Annotated in this window: 14 protein-coding genes; 3 read left to right on the top strand and 11 right to left on the bottom strand. The window is 37.9% G+C overall.

Annotated elements, in window-relative coordinates:
* Positions 1-146: 146 nt before the first annotated feature.
* Complete coding sequence (locus HH219_RS10820; RefSeq protein WP_249118504.1) at positions 147-2,393, bottom strand: DUF5916 domain-containing protein; 2,247 nt, start codon at positions 2,391-2,393, stop codon at positions 147-149.
* A gap of 155 nt (positions 2,394-2,548) precedes the next feature.
* Between HH219_RS10820 and HH219_RS10815 the strand changes: the two genes are divergently transcribed.
* Positions 2,549-4,600 carry a winged helix-turn-helix domain-containing protein gene (locus HH219_RS10815; RefSeq protein ID WP_169327446.1) on the top strand — a complete coding sequence of 684 codons (2,052 nt, stop codon included), beginning with the start codon at positions 2,549-2,551 and terminating at the stop codon, positions 4,598-4,600.
* A 22-nt stretch (positions 4,601-4,622) separates the two neighbouring features.
* Here HH219_RS10815 and HH219_RS10810 read toward each other — a convergent pair whose 3' ends face one another.
* From HH219_RS10810 to HH219_RS10790, 5 genes are all read right to left on the bottom strand, one after another.
* On the bottom strand, positions 4,623-5,927 hold the full coding sequence (locus HH219_RS10810; RefSeq protein ID WP_169327445.1) for an AarF/ABC1/UbiB kinase family protein: 1,305 nt from the start codon (positions 5,925-5,927) through the stop codon (positions 4,623-4,625).
* 101 nt (positions 5,928-6,028) lie between these two features.
* Positions 6,029-6,448, bottom strand: a complete 420-nt coding sequence (locus tag HH219_RS10805) for a hypothetical protein (protein WP_054453966.1) — start codon at positions 6,446-6,448, stop codon at positions 6,029-6,031.
* 15 nt (positions 6,449-6,463) lie between these two features.
* Positions 6,464-7,534 carry a lipocalin-like domain-containing protein gene (locus tag HH219_RS10800; protein WP_169327444.1) on the bottom strand — a complete coding sequence of 357 codons (1,071 nt, stop codon included), beginning with the start codon at positions 7,532-7,534 and terminating at the stop codon, positions 6,464-6,466.
* Positions 7,535-7,537: 3 nt separating this feature from the next.
* Complete coding sequence (locus HH219_RS10795) at positions 7,538-9,937, bottom strand: FtsX-like permease family protein (RefSeq protein ID WP_169327443.1); 2,400 nt, start codon at positions 9,935-9,937, stop codon at positions 7,538-7,540.
* Positions 9,921-10,574 carry an ABC transporter ATP-binding protein gene (locus HH219_RS10790; RefSeq protein WP_054453960.1) on the bottom strand — a complete coding sequence of 218 codons (654 nt, stop codon included), beginning with the start codon at positions 10,572-10,574 and terminating at the stop codon, positions 9,921-9,923. The genes HH219_RS10795 and HH219_RS10790 overlap by 17 nt, the downstream gene beginning before the upstream one ends.
* A gap of 520 nt (positions 10,575-11,094) precedes the next feature.
* Between HH219_RS10790 and HH219_RS10785 the strand changes: the two genes are divergently transcribed.
* Positions 11,095-12,048: a hypothetical protein gene (locus HH219_RS10785; RefSeq protein WP_169327442.1), complete on the top strand. Its 954-nt coding sequence runs from the start codon at positions 11,095-11,097 to the stop codon at positions 12,046-12,048.
* A gap of 277 nt (positions 12,049-12,325) precedes the next feature.
* Here the strand turns inward: HH219_RS10785 and HH219_RS10780 are convergent, their stop codons facing one another.
* From HH219_RS10780 to HH219_RS22295, 5 genes are all read right to left on the bottom strand, one after another.
* Entirely contained in the window at positions 12,326-13,333 is a 1,008-nt protein-coding gene (locus tag HH219_RS10780) for an RDD family protein (protein ID WP_054205048.1), read from the bottom strand.
* A gap of 243 nt (positions 13,334-13,576) precedes the next feature.
* On the bottom strand, positions 13,577-14,353 hold the full coding sequence (locus HH219_RS10775) for an SDR family oxidoreductase (protein WP_169327441.1): 777 nt from the start codon (positions 14,351-14,353) through the stop codon (positions 13,577-13,579).
* A gap of 68 nt (positions 14,354-14,421) precedes the next feature.
* Positions 14,422-14,793, bottom strand: a complete 372-nt coding sequence (locus tag HH219_RS10770; RefSeq protein WP_054205050.1) for a MerR family transcriptional regulator — start codon at positions 14,791-14,793, stop codon at positions 14,422-14,424.
* A gap of 161 nt (positions 14,794-14,954) precedes the next feature.
* Complete coding sequence (locus HH219_RS10765; RefSeq protein ID WP_169327440.1) at positions 14,955-16,979, bottom strand: ATP-binding protein; 2,025 nt, start codon at positions 16,977-16,979, stop codon at positions 14,955-14,957.
* Between the two features lie 640 nt (positions 16,980-17,619).
* Positions 17,620-20,367, bottom strand: coding sequence for a methyl-accepting chemotaxis protein (locus HH219_RS22295; RefSeq protein WP_169327439.1), 2,748 nt, complete (start codon positions 20,365-20,367; stop codon positions 17,620-17,622).
* Positions 20,368-20,570: 203 nt separating this feature from the next.
* Here HH219_RS22295 and HH219_RS10755 point away from each other — a divergent pair, with 203 nt between their 5' ends.
* A complete protein-coding gene (locus HH219_RS10755; protein ID WP_054205053.1) occupies positions 20,571-21,260 on the top strand; it encodes a VC0807 family protein in 690 nt (229 codons plus the stop codon).
* Positions 21,261-21,362 lie beyond the last annotated feature (102 nt).

Here is a 21,362-nt window from a genome sequence, read left to right as displayed (position 1 = left end):
AATGCCTTGCCTAAATCGCTTTTAATTCCAACCTCAAGGTGCAGAATTCAGCGTTGCATAGCAACTTAATATCAAGGCATTACTTTGCACCCTTTAAGAAGTAGCAACGATGAGATAAAGTGCCTGTGAAACGCCCAAACGGTTGGTTAAAATAAATAACGCACTTTAAAGGTAAACTGGTCTTGATCGCGTTCTTGCCATAACGTATTTAAGTTACGTAACCATTTATGGGAGCCTACATCATCATCGAAGCTCGCACCACCTCGGTTGTATACTAAATAAATATCAGAATACGCACCTAACTTATAACGTAGCTTTATTTGACTTGTAAAGCGTTGATCAGTAAAGCTATTGTCTATACCTACTTGTTTATTTAGCTGGTTTTGTGAAATATCGTATACTGAATCTGTTTTAGCATCTAAAATAACCCATTGGAAAATAACGCTTAATTCCAAATTATCGGTAATTAAACCGGCTGCATTCAAATAACTAACATAAAATTTACGGTCAAACTGCGTAACTTGACCTGGGTTGGTACCAATCACTAACCCGTCACCAATTCGGTAAAATTGGTTGAATTTAACGCTCCAGTTATGATGCGGCATCCATGTCATATCAACGGCGTATTGCTGTGCTAGTCCATCAATACCTTCTTCGTCTAACTGAAAGCTGGCAGCCCAACTAAACTCCCCAGTATAAGGACTACCATAAAAGAGTCGGCTACTAAGTGTGCTGTTACTTTGATAAAGCCCTACACCACGACCAATTAAATCATCCCACCCTGATGTAAAGTACTTAAGTGATGCACTGGCCGTAGCACCATTATCTAAAATAAATGATGCTGTATAAGCTTGTAATGCAGGGAGCTTTAAACCGTTATCGGTACTTTGATAACTGGTATCAATGCTGTGTTTCACTTGGTTTATAAAACCGTCAGAGTAATTAACCGCATGATTATAATTAAGTTCAGTTACTCGCCAGTTATTACGCTGTTTATAACCTAAATCATTATTTTCAAATTGATCATCAAGGCGTAAATAGTCACCTGCAAGGCTTACATTTGGATTAAACTGGTATTTAACATTAGCGCTTAAGCCATAACCTTGTTGATCAATTTCTTGAGTACCATAATCAACTTTACCTTGTTGAATATCTGAAAATAACAGCGCACTTTGTAAAGACCACGTTTCACTTTGATATTGGCTGTCAAATGCCGCTGTTTTTGCTTCACGTGCTAACCAAGGTCGCTCTGTTTGTGTCACAAGCAGCCCTGATTGCCAGTTATCTTGGCGAAAACGTGCTCGACCCACATAAAATTCTTTGCCTGCATCTGATTCTAAATCGTCTTCATGTACCGCAAAACCTGCAAATTGCCAATGCTCCCCTTGGTGGACAAAACGCCCGGCAACATCAATCGGTGTTATCTGCTCTGTCCCATCATCACTACCCGCACCAATACGACGCGTATGAATAAGCCGCGTATTTTGCTCTGCTGTTACATTTAGCACACCAATATCTTGAGTGAAAAACGCTCGTTTATCTGTCGTTAGAGTTTCAACTGTGGAATAGTTAACTACCAACTCATCGCTATCTACTTGACCAAAATCAGGGTTAACCGCCACACTCAATTTTTGATGATGATCGGGTTTGTAAATTAAATCAAAGCCGATATCGATATTATTGTCGTCAGCAATAAAGTTTTGCTCAGACGTTATGTAAGGCACAAATGACCACTGCTGAGAAGTAGGGATCTGGGCCAGTACTTTCGGCATATTTAAATAAAAATCACTCTTACCCGTAGTCTGCTGTTGCGACCCATAGATATGGTTTTTCGCTAATTCATATAATTGTAAAGACACCCCCACGCTCGCCAAATCTTGTTCATCACGGTTTGGCCTAAATGAAACCGTTTGCCAAGGGATAAAAATTTCATTCGTCCAGTAATCAGGGTACTCATAAAAAGCTGACTGCCATACGCCATCCCAATCGAAGTCAGTGGTTAATTGCGGTGTTAATACAGCATCTTGAATACCTCCACCTAATGTGGCCGAAAACTGATAGGCGCCACTGCCATCCCCTGAAAAATCTATCACAAAACGGTTAAAATCAGCTTGCATAAAGCCATCTTGTAGGTTGTATTGCTTTTTACGGTCGCCTTCTTTTTGAAAGTTTTTAAAACCAATATAAATGCCCTCTTCAGTGGTGAATACGAGTCCCTGTACTTTGTTTTGAGTTACTTCCAGTGTGGCGGGGACTACTTTAAAGAAGTCATGATAAGCCGTCGCGTTGTGCCATTGAACCTCGTTCAACTGACCATCTATTTTTATATCTTTTGCGATCACAGACTGGCTCACCAACAAGGCGGCCGACACACTTACTAACGTTTTCATCATTGCATCTACTTTGTGTAATTATTTTCTTTATAAGAACAAAAATACGTGCATAAAAATCTGATTTTTTTCTGAATAAAGATGACTAGTCCCTTATCTTTATTGACTTTTATCTGAATAGCGGTATGTTTAGGTGGATTCAAACTGGTAACAAAAAAATGCAGTCAATAGATATAAATAACAACCAAGATCCAACAGCCGAGAAAGTAACTATCTATTATTTTGATGACTTTGCTTTTGACGCACAGCACGATGAACTTAAAAATATTGCAAGCAATCTTGTACAGAAACTAGAGCCTCAAGTTGCGCATTTATTGCGGTTGTTTTTAGCCAGCCCAGATCAAGTGATCTCAAAAGAGCTGATCCAACAAAGCTTATGGCCTAACACGGTGGTTGAGCAAAACAGTTTGTATCAAATATTAACTAAATTACGCCGGGTCTTAAATGACTCAACCAAGTCTCCTAAGTGTATTAAAACTGTGCCTAAAAAAGGCTATCGGTTTATTGCCAATGTAAGCACTGAGCTGCCAAAACCACTTGCAGATATAATTCCAACAACTAAAAATGAAAAATCTTTAAACCACCCCCCAACTCGATGGATGTGGTTACTCCCTGTAATAATTGTGTGTTTTAGTGCCTATGCATTTTTTAATAGCGATGAACCCGAAATAAAAGCACCACTTTATCATCTCGAAGATGTCAGTTACGCATTAGGGTTAGAGTTTGATGTAGACGCTCACCCACATGCAGATTTGCTCGCCTACATTAAAGATATAAAAACACTCACGATTAGTAATAAGCAAGGTACTGTGTTATTTCAGCAGCCAAGCACCTATCGTGCTGCAAAGCCTAGTTGGCAAAAAGAAGGAAAATTGCTGGCCTATTGGCAATACCGAGAGGATCAATGCGATTTAAAAATAATCACCCCGCAAGGTGCTATTGCACACAATGGCCCAGCCATCTCGTGTGAATTAGCACAAAAACCTGTTTGGAAAAACAGTAAAGAACTTATTTTAACCATTAAACAACACGGTACTTTAGTCCCGTATTTATATCGATTAACTAATAATGCTCTTATTCCTTTGCCTTTAAAGTTACCTCAAAACAGCATCTATAAAGGCGCTTTAAATGCATGGAATGACAAAACATATTATTTATTAAATCATAAAGACCACACTAGCAGTTTGATTGAGCTAAGCGGTCGTACTGTACTCAACTGGGATTTTCCAATTTGGCTCGCAACGTTTGATCCACAACAACAAACAATTGTCAGTAACGATGTCAGTCAGCGTCACGGCTTAATAGCAACACGACTAGATAAAACACACTACCCAATATTTAGCACCGCGCAGGGCCTATTTAGCAGTATCTCAATTGATCATGCTGGTGATATGTATACTGCCATTGAGAGCTGGCAGGTAAATATTCGTGATAAAGACAATTTACCTATTTTTTCAACATCAAGCATTGACTACTTACCCGTAAGTAACGCTTTAGGCGAAACTGCCTTTATGTCGCGACGCAGCGGTATTTGTGAAGTCTATTTACACAGTGAAAATAACGTCACGCGCTTATCGCAACATAAAGGCTATGAGTATGTGCAATTTTTAGAATGGCGACCTGATCTATCCATGCTAGTTTCAAACCGTGATATGGATATTGCTCTGTACGATCGCCAAGGTATGGTACAACAATTTACCAGCGCACTTGATCAGTCAATTAAAAATTTAGGATGGTATAACGCGGACACACTCTATGCATTTGATGGTAAAACGGTGCATTTATATAATCTGCAAGGTCGCTTACTTTCATCTATTAGTCTTGACGCACAACTTGCTTACTATAATGTTTATAATTCAAGCTGGCTCATCCTTAAAAATAATCAGTTGTTCAATTTAACTGAGCTGACTAATAACATGTTCTTTGGTAATAAATTGACTGATAAACAGCTCGCAAACAGCGTTACTTTAACCAATAAACAAGTTAATCAATTTCATAATATACGCATAAAGAACAATAACTTGTATTGGCAATCATCATGGTCAAAGCGCGATCATATTTGGCAATTGAATTTAGCCACTCAACAGATAACTAAAGTGGCCAAAGGCAATTTGATTTGGCATTTTGATATAAACGCCAATGAGGAGCTCACTATTGCTAAAATGGAAGCGCTAGAGGGCGATATTAAACGCTTAACCACCGTTAATTAACTGATCTTGCAGTTAAAAGGACTTAGCGATACACCTGAAATAACTGCTTTACATTTACTTTAGCCTGTAACTTAGCGGCAATTAAATACAACCCAGCTAATTTTCGGTGTATAAAGAGCGCATCAACCGGCGGGGTATGCCACTGCTGTGCATCTGTACTCATTGCCATACCTGCATTTTTCAAACGCATTGCAAGATCACTACTGCCAAAATCATATGCCTGCTCACTTCGTAGTGGCTCACACGCTAACATAAACAAATCAAGTACGTTGTTTTTATAGCTATCAACAATGTCATCTTGAAAATAACCAATAGCCACTGCTGCACTAAAAGCACTCTGGCGATCATTATTACTGGCAGCACTTAAAAGCGCACGATACCCATCGCTGAGCTTATCAGGTACTTCTCGAGTTGCCCCAAAATCAAGTAGCACGATGCGCTCTGAGGCTATTTGATACTGAAAATTAGCGAAGTTAGGATCTGTTTGCATCAGTTTAAAATCAAACAACTCATGGAAAAATAGCGAAATAAAATCACTCGCAATATGGTCGCGTTGAGCTTGAGTCAAACTGTCTAACTCCTCAATCGGCTGTGCCTCAACATACTCCATTGCTAAAATTTGTTTTGTACTGTACTGCTCATATAAAGCAGGCACAATATAGCGTGGTTCGTTCGCTAATAACGAGCCAAAACGTTGCAAATAACTGCCTTCTAGCTGGTAATCCGCCTCAGCGAGTAGCTGCTTTTTGGCTTCTGCCACTAAGGGTTTAATATCAAGGTCTTTAGGCAGTAAACGCGATAGAGTAAGCAAGGTCATCACATTATCAACGTCACTTTGTACGCTTTGTGCAATTCCTGGGTATTGAATTTTTACAGCCAGCTTATTTCCTTGCTCAGTAACCGCATGATGAACTTGACCAATTGACGCTGCTGCAAACGGCCGTAATTCAATATGAGAAAGGGTATCAATCCAATTATCGCCCCACTGCGTTTTTAAAACGCCAATCAGCTGCTTATGCGGCATAGGGTTAGCATCGGCTCTGAGCATCGCCAATAATTTCGCTAATTCTGGGCTCAGTAAATCACCGGCATCCATTGATAATAGCTGCCCCAACTTCATTGCAGCACCACGTAAATGTGCCAGCTGTTTAGCTAAATGCTCAATGTTCTTAGGTTGAAGCAACAAGTTTTTATTATTCCATGACTCGCCTTTGAGCGCGCCCTTTGCACCGGACACCAGCATATTACCAGCCACTTTTCCTGCCATTGAACCTAGTTTTGCAAACCGTGAAAATCGTGATGTGGGAATTGCACGCTCTTTAGTCATTATAAGTCCTAAAATTTTGAAGTCCTACGTTATTAATACACAAGCTTATCCTGTCGAAACACATTTAAAATTCCGAAAAATTAAAGCTCAGTGACTTAAGATCACGTTGATGTAGAAGGTAAAACATCTTTGTTTTTACTGGATAAATAAAATACCCACACAAAAAATATCATAAAAATTAAATCATTAAGCCCATAGATACTATAAAAAACACCAGCTAGAATATCCTCTGAGTAAACGGCCTTTACGCTGTTTTCACTATGCCACAGAATCCAAATAACAACATAAATCAGCTTTTCGACAGCAAAAACAGCCGAAATCCACTTCGCGCTTGAATTACTCAAACCAATGCAAAGATACGCAAGCCCCCACATTACAATCATGAGAAGCCCAAAATTAGACATCACTACGGGATCCGCACTATTAATTGCCGTATTTGTAAAACCACGTGAAAATACCACAACACTGAAATTCATCAGTGCTGCTAATATAAATCCCCTTTTAATTAATGTATTTTCCATATTTTCCTCTTTCGTTTAATAGCCAGTGAGTTCGGCATAGCCTTTGCCATTAAAGCCGCCAGTCGCTTTAACTCGTCCTTCCCAATATTCTATTGATAATTGATTTCGAGAGTCCTTTGTAATGCTTTCAATAATGATGGCTTCGCTATTAGCTAATTGGACTTGCCATTTACTTGGGTAATCTCGATTACCCAAACTCACAGTATTAACCACTGTCAATGTAATATCTTGTTGAGGAATTTGAGTTACCTTGCCATTGGCCGAAATTTTACTCCCACTGCAATAATCATAACCTTGATCATCACCACGAATGCAAAACAGCATTAAGCCTTTTTTGTCACCTGATTGACTGTCAACAAGGCTAAACCAATCCCAGCCGCGCTGTTGTTTATCTAGTAAACTGGCAGACCATTCTCTGTCATACCATGCATTTCCCGTGACGTTGTAATGATTGCCCGCAAAAGTTAGCTTGCCAGTTACATTCAAAAATGGGTAACTATAATAATACGATGCATGACCACCTTGCGTTTTTTGGCTGTAACCATTATCACCATGCAAAGTAAGTGGGCTTTGCGCTAATGTCAGTTCAACAGCATAACCCTCTTGCTCAGCTGATAAAGTTAAAGGCAAAAATGTGTTCTCATTACTTTTTAACTGCCAGTTATCAATTGAAGCATTAAACGGCGAGCTTGTTACACTCGCCTGACCTACTCGAGCAAAACGTTCAAAAGCAACATGCTCTTGCTTGTTCTGCATAGCAAAATGAGCAAAGTAAAGGTTATTATCCCACCACTGTGAATTAGCCTTGCTTGGCATTAACGTACGAAATAATGTCCATTGCACACCAAATGTTTCATTGTTTGCTGTTTTTAAATTAGCAGTGAGATACCACCACTCAATGCCCTGCTTGTTATGAATACCGTGGTCCTGAGGAAAACTAAGGATTTCACTTGGTTTAACAGGTTCCCCTATCGACACTTGTAATGCAGAGCCCATCTCTGTTTTCTTACTTTTTTGCTGTTCAGCTGGTTGGCATGCACATAAAATACATAAAACAAATACACTCAATAGTCTATTTTTTAGCATGCCTTAGTGCTCCTGCGATTCTTGTTTTATTATTCGTCGAATAGGTAAGTAAGCACATACAACTGATACGCCTACAAGCGTTAAACAGGTCAATAATAAATGCATAAAATCAACGCTAAAATGAATCGTCCACCCAAAGGCTATCGGCATGACAAATGCCAGTAAAGCATACCCAAGAGCAAACCCTAAGGGGATCGCAAATAGAGTTGTAACAAGCACGACCCCACTAGTTTGCAGAAGTTTCATACCAAGTAACTGGTATTTTGTAACGCCCAAATGCCGTAAAATAGTAAGCTGTTTTAACTGATTAGTGCTTAAACTTAATAAGCTGGTACATAAGCTCAATAATGCAATCGCTAAAATAAAACTATTGAGTGCCTTAGTGACAACAAACGTGTCTTCAAATAATGTTTTGGCATAGCGCTTAAACTGCTTGTTGTCTAAAATCTGTGTACTATCTTGGTTAAAATCTTCAATTAAACGTTCACTAAACGCCGCAACGGTGGTGCCGACTTTTAACCGAATTGAATAGCCAAAATAGTCACTGTTTAACGCCGTACTCTTGTGTCTTTTCTCTTGCGTTAACAAAGAAATAGCAGGATTACCATAATCATAGAAAAAGCCCGTTATACGACAGGTGAAACGTGTAGCGTTTTGCTTAAATACAACCTTATTACCCAACGAAAAACCAAACTTAATTTTACTTTGCTCATTGGCTAAACAGCCCTCATTACTAAAGTCATCCTCAGTTACGAGCTTTGCTGAGGTAAGTGAAATATGCTGATAGTGCTGAGAACCTTCACCAAAACTTGCCAACTTAGCAGGAATTTGATCAACGTTGCCCTCACTTTGCATGTAAATACTCAGCAATTTAACGCCTGACTCGCTACTCAACGTGTCCCTTAATGTGCTATCAAGTGATGTTGAACGTAAATAAATGTCTGCGCTGAGTTGTTTTTCAAGATGGGCGTTTAAAGTATTACTAAAGCTTTTTACCATAATTTGCATGCCAATAGCGCTACCGAGTGCGACTAAAATAGCAACAACTGCAATATGTAAATCTTTTAAGTAATAGCGAGTATCACAATGTAGCCACTGATCTAATGGGTTGCGTATATGAATTGGTAAACATGCAAGAGCAGATAATACTTTGGGAACCATTAATATAAACAAAACAAGAATAGTAAAACACACGAGTAAGGCTTGTAGTTCAGTGCTCGCGTAATTTAATAACCAAATCAACACCACGCACGTACACACTAATAAAGTATAAAAAAGCTGCTCGCCTTTCACTGTTATCTGTTTTGCTTGCGCTAATAATATAACAACCAAGCCTATGATATTTAGTGAAAAACCCAAAAGCACATTAAACCACTGCCAATTAATCACTAGTGCTTTATCCAGCTGATACAAGCCAACTAAGGTGCTGTTAATATCAAGCACAAGTGCATTGGCTATAACATATCCACCCGCGGTACCAAGTAAAGCTGTACATAAACTCAAAGCCATTAGCTCGATCAGTAAGCTAATTTGAATACCTCGCGTGCTACAGCCTAATAAATGTAACTGCTGGAGTAATTTTCTTCGTGCAGATAACGTCAACTTTATCGCGTTAAAACTTAAAAAAGCCGCCACAATATAGCCAAGCATTGCCAGGGCCGTTAAATTAAAAAAGAATGCCTGCGATAAAATATCAAACTCTTGTTGTTGCACATCTATAAGCTCAGCGCGCCCTGCAATTAACAACTGTATTTGCGCTTGTTGCTGCTGCGTTAAATTCGATAATTCAATAAAACTAAGCTGCCCTTTGGCATCTAATAAATAATCGGCGTTCGCAAGATCTGTAATTGCCCATAAACCAATATCATCGGCAAAATATATATTTGGTTGGTGGCGCTCATTTTGGAATATAAAAGGGAGACGTTCACCTGTTGTGGTCGTGAGACGATCTTTAAATTGGGAATCAACAAGTAGCGATGATAATGCAAAAGGCCCACCAGCCTGCCCGCTGCTAATCTCTGTTTGTTGATATGGTTTGCTGTTTAACCACAATAACGTATCAACACCTTGAATCCCTAATGTGCCTTCACTTGTTGCTATCCTACCTCGTAGTACTGGCTGTGCGGTTGTAATCCCTTTTTGACGAAGCTTAAGCCATATATCCCCGTTAATATATACCTTGCCTGCCAGTGGCTTAATTAGATGTGAAACAGGATTATTAATAAGTGCAGAGGAATTATCATAGCGGTTTTTTGCTTCTTGGTTTAGCCCTGCGATTGCGGTTAATAGTGCACTCCCTAAACTAAAGCCTATAAAAAACAAGGCTATTAACCATGGGTGACGACGATAAAACGCAATATGGGTGGCTAAAATAAGTTTTATTTCGTTATACAAAGCAACCATCTCTTAGTACTTTTACTTCATCAAAGTAGCTCGTTAATTCTTCAGAGTGAGTTACCATAACTAAGTTGATTTTTCTCCTGCGGCATAACTGGGTGAGTAACTTAACAACTTGATGTGAGCGTGTTTGATCTAAGTTGCCAGTGGGTTCATCGGCTAAAATTATTTGCGGTTTGTTAAGCAGCGCTCTTGCAATGCCGACTCGTTGTTGCTCTCCACCAGATAGCTGGTGCACTAAAGAGTCAAGTTTACCATCTAAACCTAACTCATTAACTAAAGTATCAAACCCTTCAACATCTTGATGTGGAAAATTAAGTTTATGCTGAAATAAAATATTTTGCTTCACATTTAAGCACTCAAGAAGTTGATAATGCTGAAATATTAATCCGATTTTTCGCCTATACAAGGTCAGCTCGTGTTCGTTCATCGATGATAGAAGATGCCCATTAACACTAACGACCCCGCTGTGCGCCTTAATTAAACCCGCTAAGATATGTAATAAGGTTGTTTTACCCGAGCCACTATCCCCAAGTAAAGCCAGCTGTTGCGAATTATCAATCGATAAATTAAGGTTATTTATAATACGCTGCTTGTTACTACCATCAGTGCGACTAAAGCACAGATCTTTAATTTCAATCACGATAACTCCTTGTTTATAAATAGCACATTAACGTAATGAGGCTCATAAAACCACCAAAAACCTCAACCTTAATAATCCCTCTTTTTAAACGTTAACCTCAATACGTTATACCAAAAGGTTTAACTCAAGTCCGCTTTGCCTTTTGAAAAGGGCTTTATTAGCAAGTAATCAACACCTGTTCAGACCAGTTAACTAAGTTAATGAAACCATTCATGTTACGTAAATATAATAGGCATTTCACTGTGAAAACAACCTAGTTAAAACGGCGTATTTTTAAATAAATAACTAGCAATAGTGGAGGGTTTACTGCTATAAATACCATACTTTAATTGCATCAATATACACATATACAATCATAAAGGACTTGGTTTGACGCAGTATTTACTTATACCTAATTAAAATTAGGCAACTTGTTGGACAATACATGATTCTTAATAACCGTTCTAAAAGTGCATATAGCTTACACACACCATTTACTTTTAATCTATTAAGCAAATTTGTATTACTACTGGTATGCTGCATGAGCCTTCCAAGTAAAGCGACAACGTTAATGTCTGGCGAGTTGTCTCGGCATTTAAAAGCAACTAACTATGGCGCTAAAGCGGATAACCGCTGGGCAATGCCCGATGCAAAAGAACAAGAAATATTTTATGCTGTTTTCAAGTCATTTTTTGCACAAAATTATCCACTTGCAAGTGAGTTAGCAAAAGACATCGGCTATCGGGTTATAGAGTTTAAAGATACGAAAACCGATAAAAAATATTACTTACTACAAGAAATAGCACAGCTACCTAGCCCTGACTTCAAAGGCGGCGGTACTTTTGTGTACAATCCAAATGGGCTCAATGCCACCTTGCAGGCACCTCATCCTAAAAGAGATACATTTACTGGCACTCAATCAATCGATGCATTTTTATACACTCAAGCAAAGTTATTAATGCTTGCTGGCACCCGAAGAGACAGCAGCCACACATTAAGTACTTGTACAAATGGTAAATACCAAGCAAGCGATGTGGCGCATCAAACAGATTCTTTCTTTAATATTGCGCACAAGTACATATCTGATTACGATGACAGTTCAGTATTTATTCAATATCACGGCTTTGGTAAAACCACGCTAGCCAAGTTGCAAAATCAATGTAATACCGATAATCCACTGATGCTTAATTTGAGCGAAAGTGTCAGATACGCGACCGCTGAGAATGAACATAGCCTGCTACATGAGCTAAAAAGAAACGTTGAAAAAGAGGGTAAAATCAAAGCCTGTGTTTACGGTAATGATACAAAAAGCTTAGGTGGTACGTGGAATGTACAGGCACGTTATACTAACGGTTCAAGTAATACATGCTCTTCAAGCTCTGTCGCATCTTCAAAGCGTTTTATTCACCTTGAACAAAGTTACTCTGTCAGAAAGTACCACAGGAATGAAATGCAAATTCATTTAAAAGCAGCGCTTGAGGCCTATTTAAAATAACAGTAAATTAAGCTAATTAAACGCTCATTGTTTAAATTAAAACAATGAGCAATCACAGGCTGAACTAGGCAAATCACACCCTTTTTTTGATATGCAGCTCGATGTACCGCGAAGTATTTCATTTACTGTCCTATAAAAATAATAGCGATTAAAAGCCTGCTAAACGTCCCTCAAAATACAACCTAACACAATAGCCCACACAACTCACTGACATCAATGACGACCACTTAACCCTACTCAAATACTCCCAAGGTGAGTACTTGTTGAGGTATATATATTAATCACTGACTATTTTAGTTATCGTTTCAACATTAACTTGTTGATTTAAGTCACCTCTAATAACTACTGTTGCAGATATTTTATCTTGAATGGCTTGCCTGTTTGGATCCCAAAAAATTTGTAAAAAGCCTAAAAGCCCAGTTGCAAAACCAGCTCCATATCCGCCATAACGGCCAAATGAATCCCATAAACTTAGGTAGTCTCCATTAAGTGCCACAACTCGAATATTACACAGCTTTTTACCGGGGGTTTGCCCTCTCCATAACAAGGAAAATAACGTAAAATAAACAGCCGCCCACCCAAAACCTAATCCTAAATCTTCAATTATTCCTTTACCCCATTGCAAAATACTTGTTGATGACTGAGTTTTTTGCGAAGTCAGTACAGGCGGTGTTTTAATTTCTTTATCGAGCTCTTTAGCAGGTCTTTCAACCATAGCCCATAATACAACTCGCGTAATAACAGTGTACTCTTGCTCTGCGATTTCTTGTAATTTAGGAACATCTGCTATTAATTGCTCAAGTGCGCTTTGTTGACACAAAAAATCACAATTTTTTTCATTTTCGGTCTGCTCTAAATAATTCAAAACTTGTTGTTTTTCACCTGACTTTAAAACTATGTCTTGATCTTTATTCACCTTATTAACAACTCTATCTCCTTCAACGTAGTCAATCCCCTCCGAGAGCAATACCAATGAACAAGTAAACAATGCGCTTGCTGCGAGTATCTTTAATACTCTGCGCCAAAATGAAGACATATTCGGTAGATATTTTCCTGCAGTTCCTTTATAAAAAGCCATTGCAGCAACAAATGCAATTAATGCAGCGCTGAGTTTAGCCGCTAAGAATATAAGCGCCACATCAATAATTATTGCCACAGCTCTACGCGTAGGGCTTGCCAAAGGTAAACCCAGCAATGCCTGATCAATTTTAAACGCAAACGGTGTTACGATCTCCCTCGTTTCGGTACTTGATAATTCTAATTCAACTATTTCTTTTGCTTTCATAAGCTGTCGCCTTTTATTATTTTTATTACAGCTAAAGCGCCGCACATTAATGTACTTCACATTTATAATAATTTTACCACGTTCAATTAGTAAAAAGAGACTTGTTTATTTACATCTCGAAGTGCAATCTAACAACATCCTTTAATTTAACTGCGTTGAGCTTAAAAACAAAAAACTCAATTTATTACACGCAGCTTAAAAAGTGATCGTCCTTAAACTTATCAGCCTAAGGACAATATCCCGCTAAATACTTTTCATCGCATTCTCATATATTTTTAGCACAACACTCCTTGGGAGTATTCGGTTGAGGAATACATAGAATTTATTTTCAAATAATGGAATTTCCCTGATTTTACCTTTAAATAATGCCTTTAACCCCAGCTTCGCTACTTTATTTGCGCTAATTCGATACTTAGCGCTAAATGCGCCTTTATTATTTTTTGAAGTATCTGCGCCATCAAAAACAAAAAAGTTAGTATCAGTCCTCCCTGGAGATAAACACGTAACAGTGACATTATCAGCACGTACTTCCAGCGCTATTGCTTCACTAAAACTGGCTACATACGCTTTTGTTGCACAATACGCTGCCATATAAGCCTGTGGCTGATAAGCTCCCGTGGACGCAACATTGAGTATATGTCCACGGCCATGTTGCGTCATATGTTCGGCAAAATAGTGTGTAAGGGTTGTTAACGCAGATATATTTACAGCTATCATGGCGTTAATATCACTCACTTTAAGCGCTAAGTGTTTACCATATAAGCCAAAGCCTGCATTATTAATCGCTATATCAATGACAAGTTTTTGTTTTTCTAGCTCCTCAAGCATTGCTTTTACATCATTGTCATTAGCAAGATCAGCAACAAGTGTTAAGCGTACACTCGGTAAGATGCGCGCTATTGACGTTAATTTATCTGCACTTCTGCCATGTAAAATAAGACTATATCCCAGAGCTGATAGTTCTTTAGCGAAAGCCAAACCGATTCCTGAGGTGGCACCACTTACAAAAGCTATTTTCATATTCATTCACCTTTTTTGATTAAGGTGAAATTCTAAAGTCTCCTCTATAGGGGAGAGTCAACGGCTTTTTAAGAGTCCTCTAATAAACATTGGTTATAACGGGCTACGCGAGCTTCCAAGTCAGTCAAACCAACCAGTTTTAACTCAATTTCTTGGATATGCTTAATATGGATCTCTCGTTTTTTATCGATTTCATTTCGTAAAAGATCAATAGGAATAAGCCCATGCTGTGCTTTTTCTGTGGCGAGCGCCGTTAACTCTTTTAAAGTAAAGCCGTAGGTTTTAGCCAACTTAATCATCGTTAATATTTCAATGTAGCTATCATCATAAACACGGTATTTACCGCTTCTTTGTGGGCGTTTTATGAGTGCTATTTCTTCATAAAAACGAATTGTTTTAACGCTAACACCTGATTTTTCTGATAATTTCCCTATAAACATATTATGTTCTCAATTTTACGTGTGGTGGTATTGTATTTTTCTTTCTATATAAACCAATGCGTTAAGACCTAATCACCTTTCAGTATTAACATTTTTCAATCTACAGGCGGTTTAATCGCTCCTAGATTGAACGAACTTCAATCCACAAAGGTCAACACGCCCTAGGCAATTAATTTAGCTTTGCTTGCTATAGCGGTCACAACAGCATCTTCAATAGAGTGCAATTTAAATGGTTTTGAGATAAACATATCCATACCTGCTTCTTTACAAGCGACTTTATCTGTTGACGACGTATTTGCTGTCAAAGCCACAATTAAGGTACTTTCGTGGTTACAAATATTGTCAGCGCGCAAAATTTTAGTGGCTTCTAAACCATCAAGCTGTGGCATCACACAATCCATAAAAATAAGATCATATTTCCTTTGCTTGCATTTTAAAATTGCATCTTCCCCGTCCACCGCAAAATCAGCCTTAATAGCTAATTTTTCCAAAGATGCATCGAGTACAAACCTGTTTATTTGGTTATCATCAACAACCAAGACGGATAGATTGGTAGCGTCTATATCAACATTCAAACGTTGATTAATCTCAATTTGGGCTTCTCCGACAGCAAGTGGAATATCAATAATAAACGTAGTGCCACTATTAAATTCGCTATTTACACTGATAGTCCCATTCATGTAATCAATGAGTTCTTTAACAATAGCTAATCCTAATCCCGTACCGCCTTTACTTCTTTTTGCATCAACTTCTTGAGTAAAAGGTGAAAATAACGAATCCAGAAAAGGTTTTGTCATCCCTCTACCAGTATCACTTATCTCTATATGCAATGCATACTTGTCATCTAGGTCGCTAACATCAGCACTAAATTTCACTTCGCCTTTTTCAGTAAATTTTAAAGAATTACTTAATAAGTTTGAAACAATTTGGCTTAGTCTCGCATTGTCACAATAAGCCCAGCAATCATCAGGAATTGTTATGCATGTTTGAAAATTGACTTTATTATCTTTAAATAAAGGAATGTACAACGACCCAAGATCTACAAATATCGTTTTTAATAAAAAATGGTTTGGTTCAAGCTTCAGCTCTCCATGATTTATTTTTGAAAAATCAAGAACCTCATTAATTATACTGAGTAATATATCGGCGCTTCTCAGTGCTACTTTGAGCTTTTCAACTCTTTTCTCTTCACGATGCTCATCTAAAAGCGTTGTAAGCATGCCTGTAATGCCATTAAGTGGCGTTCTCAATTCATGGCTTATTTTTGCAAGTAGCATACTTCTGTCTTCTAACATTCGCTCAGCTTCGGCTTTTTTATTCTTTAGCTCTTCGCGAAGCATGACTGATTCGGTAATATCTTGTAAGGTGCCGAACAACCTTATACAACAACCATTTGTAAATTCAGCCTCTCCAAATGTTGAAACCCATATCTCCTTATTATTTGCTGTAGTTAGTTCGAGCTCTAGATGCCATTTATCACCATTTTCAATTGCGGACTCCACAGCTTGGCTAATGCTTTCACGGCTGTTACCCACTTTAAAAAACGCTATCGCAGAGTCTAACTCTGGTACATATAAATCAGGCACCTCATGAATACGGCGAGTTTGTTCACTCCAGATAATTTTGTCTTTAACTAAATCAACTTCCCAAGAACCAATATTTGCCACATTCTCTAGTTTCAACAGTGTGTTATTGTTTTTTAATAACTGTTCATTGGCTATCTTTCGTGCAAATTCGCAGCCAAGCCACTGCGCAAATAACTCAACATAGTCATGCGCTTCTTGAGTAAAAGGCATTGAAGCATTAGGAGAAGAAAAGTTGACAGTACCAAATACTTTAGCGCCAACTTTAATTGGCGCACCAATATACGATTCAAGTTGAAAGTTTAAATAACAGGGATGATTTGCAATGCTGCTTGTTGAAGCTTTGTGGAAGGTAAGCGCCGCATCAGCTGTTAATGTATGTACGCAATAAGTGCCATCTAGATCAAAAACAGTCTCAGGTGTTAAAGAATCATCGGGTGTGATCACATACAGCACTTTATACGTGCTATTCTCAATTTCACTAATAATCGCAATATCTAAGTTAAAAACATCTAACCCAAATATAAGTAACTTATGTATTTTTTCATCAAAGTTTTTACTCTGATCAGATACGATATCATGGAAACGTCTAAGAAAATTCAATCGAAAATTCCTTATTTTTAATTTTCTTCAAGGTTACTCACACACCAATATGTATTGACTATTAAAACGTAAAGTTATTTATTCCTTTAGGGCGTGTTGACCTTTGTGGATTGAAATTTGTTCAATCTAGGGGCGATTTAATCGCGGCGCGAGGTTTGTAACCTAGCGGGCTAAGTAAAAACCGAGCAACAAAGAGTCAATCGCCCCTAGGAAGAACCCTTTGGGCAGCGCATGTTTGACATTTATACTGCGTTATCGCCTATTTATGGGGAACAACCACACTGCATAGGCGCTGCCTTGCCTAAATACCAAACATACTGCTGCAAAATCAATCACGAAAGGTCAACACGCCCTAATAGCGCCAAATAAAGAATTATTAAATTTTAATGCTCTCTAAGTCTACATCAAATCTAGTTATTTTTTAATAATAGCGCAACATACATTAAGTTTTACCTTTTTAAAGTTCATTTTGCCTAAAAAGCATTCTATTCATAGCTTTATATTGATAAGTGGATCGTCGTCCAAGTGGAAGCATAGTGTTATAGCTGCCTGATTGTATTGAATCATACTAAAATAAGCCAAATAAAAACGTTGTGATCCGTGCGTTAAAACTCTCACATATCACGACACTAAGCGACGATTAAACCGTAAATTGATACATAAGTTTCTTCAATTCTTCAGCATCTTGAGACAAGCTGTTACTTGACGCATTAGCGTTATCAACTAACCCGCTGTTCATTTGTATTATGCTATCCATTTGTTTTACTGCACTGTTAATTTGAGCAATCCCACTTGATTGCTCACTACTTGCTGTCGCAATATCATGCATCAAAGTAGCTAAATCTTTAATACTGGCAACAATACTGACTAATGTTTTTCCTGATTGTGACGCTAACTCCATGCCATGTCTTACTTTATCTGAACTATCATTTAAAAGAATTGCTATATTTTTGGATGCGTCCGCACTTCGCTGTGCTAAATGCCTTACCTCAGCAGCTACAACAGCAAAGCCGCGCCCTTTCTCTCCTGCACGTGCAGCTTCAACAGCGGCGTTAAGTGCTAATAAATTTGTTTGAAAAGCAATTTCGTTGATCACCTCGATAATATTTGATATCTCAGCAGAGCTTTTACTTATTTCTTGCATCGCATCGACAGTACTGGTGACAAGTTTTCCGCCTTGTTGGGCTTGACTATCAGTTAAAACGGCGAGCTCATTTGCTTTATGTGCATTTTGAGTATTAATTTGTACTGTTTCTGTGATCTCACTCATAGAAGAGGTTGTTTCTTCGATAGAAGCAGCTTGAGATTCTGTACGAATATTTAAATCACTCATACCTGAACGAATATTATGCGAAGAGTTTGTAATTGTATCTGCGGTTGCCGTTATTAAAGAGACCATTTGAGATAAGTTACTTACACTGATATTTACTGATTGCTTAAGCAGCTCAAATTGTCCCTCATAATTACCTTGCACTTGCTTTGTTAAATTACCTTCAGAAACAGCGTGCATAACCGCTATACATTCGTTTAATGGGGCTGATATTGCATCAAGTGTTCTATTAATACCTTTGACAATAACGAGAAACTCTCCTGAGTGCTTACTTTCTTCAGCTCTACAGTCTATATCACCTAAACTTGCAGCATTTGCTAATTGTGTACTGTCTTGCACCATATTGTGTATTGCTTCAATACTCGTTGCAAGGCTGTGTTTTATTTGTAAAAAATCCCCTCGATAATTAGTACTTAAATCAGTGGGTAGTACTCCAATTGAAATACTATCAAGGTACTTTGTTGTTAACTGTACAGGTTCAATAATTGAATCCAGTGTTGAGTTAAAACCATGTATTATTTTTTTAAAATCACCTTGGTGGTGCGTTTCTTCGGCGCGCTTTGAAAGCTGCCCGTGTGATGCAGCCGCCACCAGCATATTTGTATCGTCTATTAACTGTATGATTGCTTTGGTTGATGTCTCAAGACTCTGTTTTATTTCTAAAAATTCGCCATTATATTGTCCGGTTATTACGGTTGGTATATCCCCTTTTGCTATCTGATTTAGATAATCACGGGTTTGATGAATGGGGCTAACAATTGCATCTAACATCTGATTAATACCATCAGCAAGCGTCAACATAAACCCCGTGTAACCAACTGTACTTAAGCGAGATCCAAGCTTTCCTGCTACCGCAGCTTTAATGATACTGTCTATGTGTGACTCAGCTTGTCGTTGCTGAGTTAAATCTGTTAATTCATAAACTATGCCTGATGTTTTACCACTTTCATCAATCACAGGGTTAGCGATAATATTAAATACAATATGAGCAAATGTAACCTCGCAGCACACTTGCTCAGAGTGCGCTTGTTGTAATGTGGAAAGTTGCGTTTGGTTAATAAATAACTTATCAATCGTTGCCACTTCTAATACGTCTTTATATCCTATGATGTCTTCGTAGGTTGTAAATAACGCGTGGCATTGTTGGTTAGCATATATTATTTGACCACTTTTAGTTGCTAGCATGACAGGTGACGTGGCGTTATCCAATGCTTGCTTTATACGACCATTTTCTTGAGCCTGCTCTCGTTGTTGTTCAACTTTTAGCTTTAAATCACATTGCATGTCATCAAGATTTGACTGCATCGTATTTAAATTAATAAGTAATTTACCTATTTCGTCATGACTACTAACCAAAATAGTATTTGAAAAATTGCCTTTTGCAATTTGTTCAGCAATATGTGAAGCACTTAAAATTGGACTAATAATCAATTTTTGCACGTAAATAGTCATAATAACGATAATAAAAAATGCCAAAACGATTAAAGCGATTGTACTTTGCGTAATAAATTTTTCTTTTTTAATAATGAGCTGTTCAGTTTTTTCACTCACTAACTCATCAATACTATTGTTTAGCTCCTCTAGCAGCATAGCCGATGCCCTATCAATCCCTTTTACTGCTCTATCACCTGCTTGCGTATTAAAATCGGCTTGTTGAAATTGCTCAAGCCCTATCATATATTGCTTACCTAGTTTGGCATGCTCGCTTTTAAACGTTTGTAACTGTTTAATCATCGCTGCAGGTAAGTGAGATGTGTTTATCAAACTATCGGTTAAACGTACGATGTCTTTTTCTCGCGCTTTAAATCGCGTCAGGTATTTGTCATATTGAGGTTCATCAAAGCCACGAATGAGGATATTTTTCCACTCTTGAACTTGCGATTTAAACTCGATCAATACTTGGCTAACTTGCTGGCGTGACTGTAACTCTTGATTTATTAAATCATCTAAATCCTTAGCCACCCCCTTTACAACTGACAATGCAAATAGAGCACCAAACACAATTGCAATAAATGCCCCAATGACAGTCAACATAAGCTTTGATTTAATACTGTTCATAATAACGTATTCCATGTTTATTACTTTTTCATTACACAGTTAAAATGTAGTAAGAAAATAAGCTTTAACAACTATTTATTTAATTCTGATACTGATACTAATACTGAAGATACTAATTTTATAGATACCTCACCGCGAGTAGTGACGCAGTAAAGAGATAGTTGGTATACTTTGCTCAATTGATGTTAAGGACAAGTACCTAAATGACCACAAAAACAAAAAAAAATAATTTTTTTAGCAATATCATTTTTAATATTATTTTACCTGCGATTATTTTAAGTCGCTTTAGCACTGCTGACACGCTCGGTCCAGTGTGGGCTGTCGTGGTCGCACTGGCATTTCCAATACTATTTGGTTTATGGGAGCTTAAGCAATCTGGAAAAGTTAACTTTTTCTCAGTATTGGGCATCATTAGCGTATTACTAACGGGCGGCATCAGCTTATTGAAGTTAGATCCATCTTATATTGCGATTAAAGAAGCAATGGTGCCGGCTATTATTGGCGTGATTGTACTGATCAGCCAATACACTCCTTACCCTTTAATACGTAAACTTTTGATCAACCCAGATATTCTTGATACAGAAAAATTGGCAAGTGTATTAGAGCAACATAATAATACGGCTGTGTTCAATGCTAAAATGCGCTTGGCTGGATTCATTGTAGCGTGTGCGTTCTTTTTATCTGCAACGTTAAACTACTTTTTAGCAAAAGCGATTGTAGTGAGCCCCGCTGGCACTACCGCTTACGCAGAAGAACTAGGCCGTATGACATGGTTGAGCTACCCCGTCATTGTACTGCCAACTATGGTTATGCTTATTGGCGCGATTATTTTTACATTTATGCAAATTGGTAAATTAACAAAACAATCAATTGATGAATTTATCTTGCCCTAATACATTATGACCCACTGATATTAAATGGTGGGTTTATTTGATGTTCCTTTTTCTTCATACTATTTCATTTTATTGCCTATACTCTGTGTGACATTAGTTTTT

The organism is Pseudoalteromonas sp. NEC-BIFX-2020_015, assembly GCF_012952265.1.
Lineage (GTDB): Bacteria > Pseudomonadota > Gammaproteobacteria > Enterobacterales > Alteromonadaceae > Pseudoalteromonas > Pseudoalteromonas neustonica.
The sequence above is the reverse complement of the archived record's forward strand: the minus strand, read 5'-3'. Positions and strand labels throughout refer to the sequence as shown.

Bases quoted from the DNA above. Each gene is read 5' to 3' on its own strand.
- HH219_RS10820 (WP_249118504.1), bottom strand. From the start codon at position 2,393: ATGATGAAAACGTTAGTAAGTGTGTCGGCCGCCTTGTTGGTGAGCCAG.
- HH219_RS10815 (WP_169327446.1), top strand. From the start codon at position 2,549: ATGCAGTCAATAGATATAAATAACAACCAAGATCCAACAGCCGAGAAA.
- HH219_RS10810 (WP_169327445.1), bottom strand. From the start codon at position 5,927: ATGACTAAAGAGCGTGCAATTCCCACATCACGATTTTCACGGTTTGCA.
- HH219_RS10805 (WP_054453966.1), bottom strand. From the start codon at position 6,448: ATGGAAAATACATTAATTAAAAGGGGATTTATATTAGCAGCACTGATG.
- HH219_RS10800 (WP_169327444.1), bottom strand. From the start codon at position 7,534: ATGCTAAAAAATAGACTATTGAGTGTATTTGTTTTATGTATTTTATGT.
- HH219_RS10795 (WP_169327443.1), bottom strand. From the start codon at position 9,937: ATGGTTGCTTTGTATAACGAAATAAAACTTATTTTAGCCACCCATATT.
- HH219_RS10785 (WP_169327442.1), top strand. From the start codon at position 11,095: ATGAGCCTTCCAAGTAAAGCGACAACGTTAATGTCTGGCGAGTTGTCT.
- HH219_RS10780 (WP_054205048.1), bottom strand. From the start codon at position 13,333: ATGAAAGCAAAAGAAATAGTTGAATTAGAATTATCAAGTACCGAAACG.
- HH219_RS10775 (WP_169327441.1), bottom strand. From the start codon at position 14,353: ATGAAAATAGCTTTTGTAAGTGGTGCCACCTCAGGAATCGGTTTGGCT.
- HH219_RS10770 (WP_054205050.1), bottom strand. From the start codon at position 14,793: ATGTTTATAGGGAAATTATCAGAAAAATCAGGTGTTAGCGTTAAAACA.
- HH219_RS22295 (WP_169327439.1), bottom strand. From the start codon at position 20,367: ATGAACAGTATTAAATCAAAGCTTATGTTGACTGTCATTGGGGCATTT.
- HH219_RS10755 (WP_054205053.1), top strand. From the start codon at position 20,571: ATGACCACAAAAACAAAAAAAAATAATTTTTTTAGCAATATCATTTTT.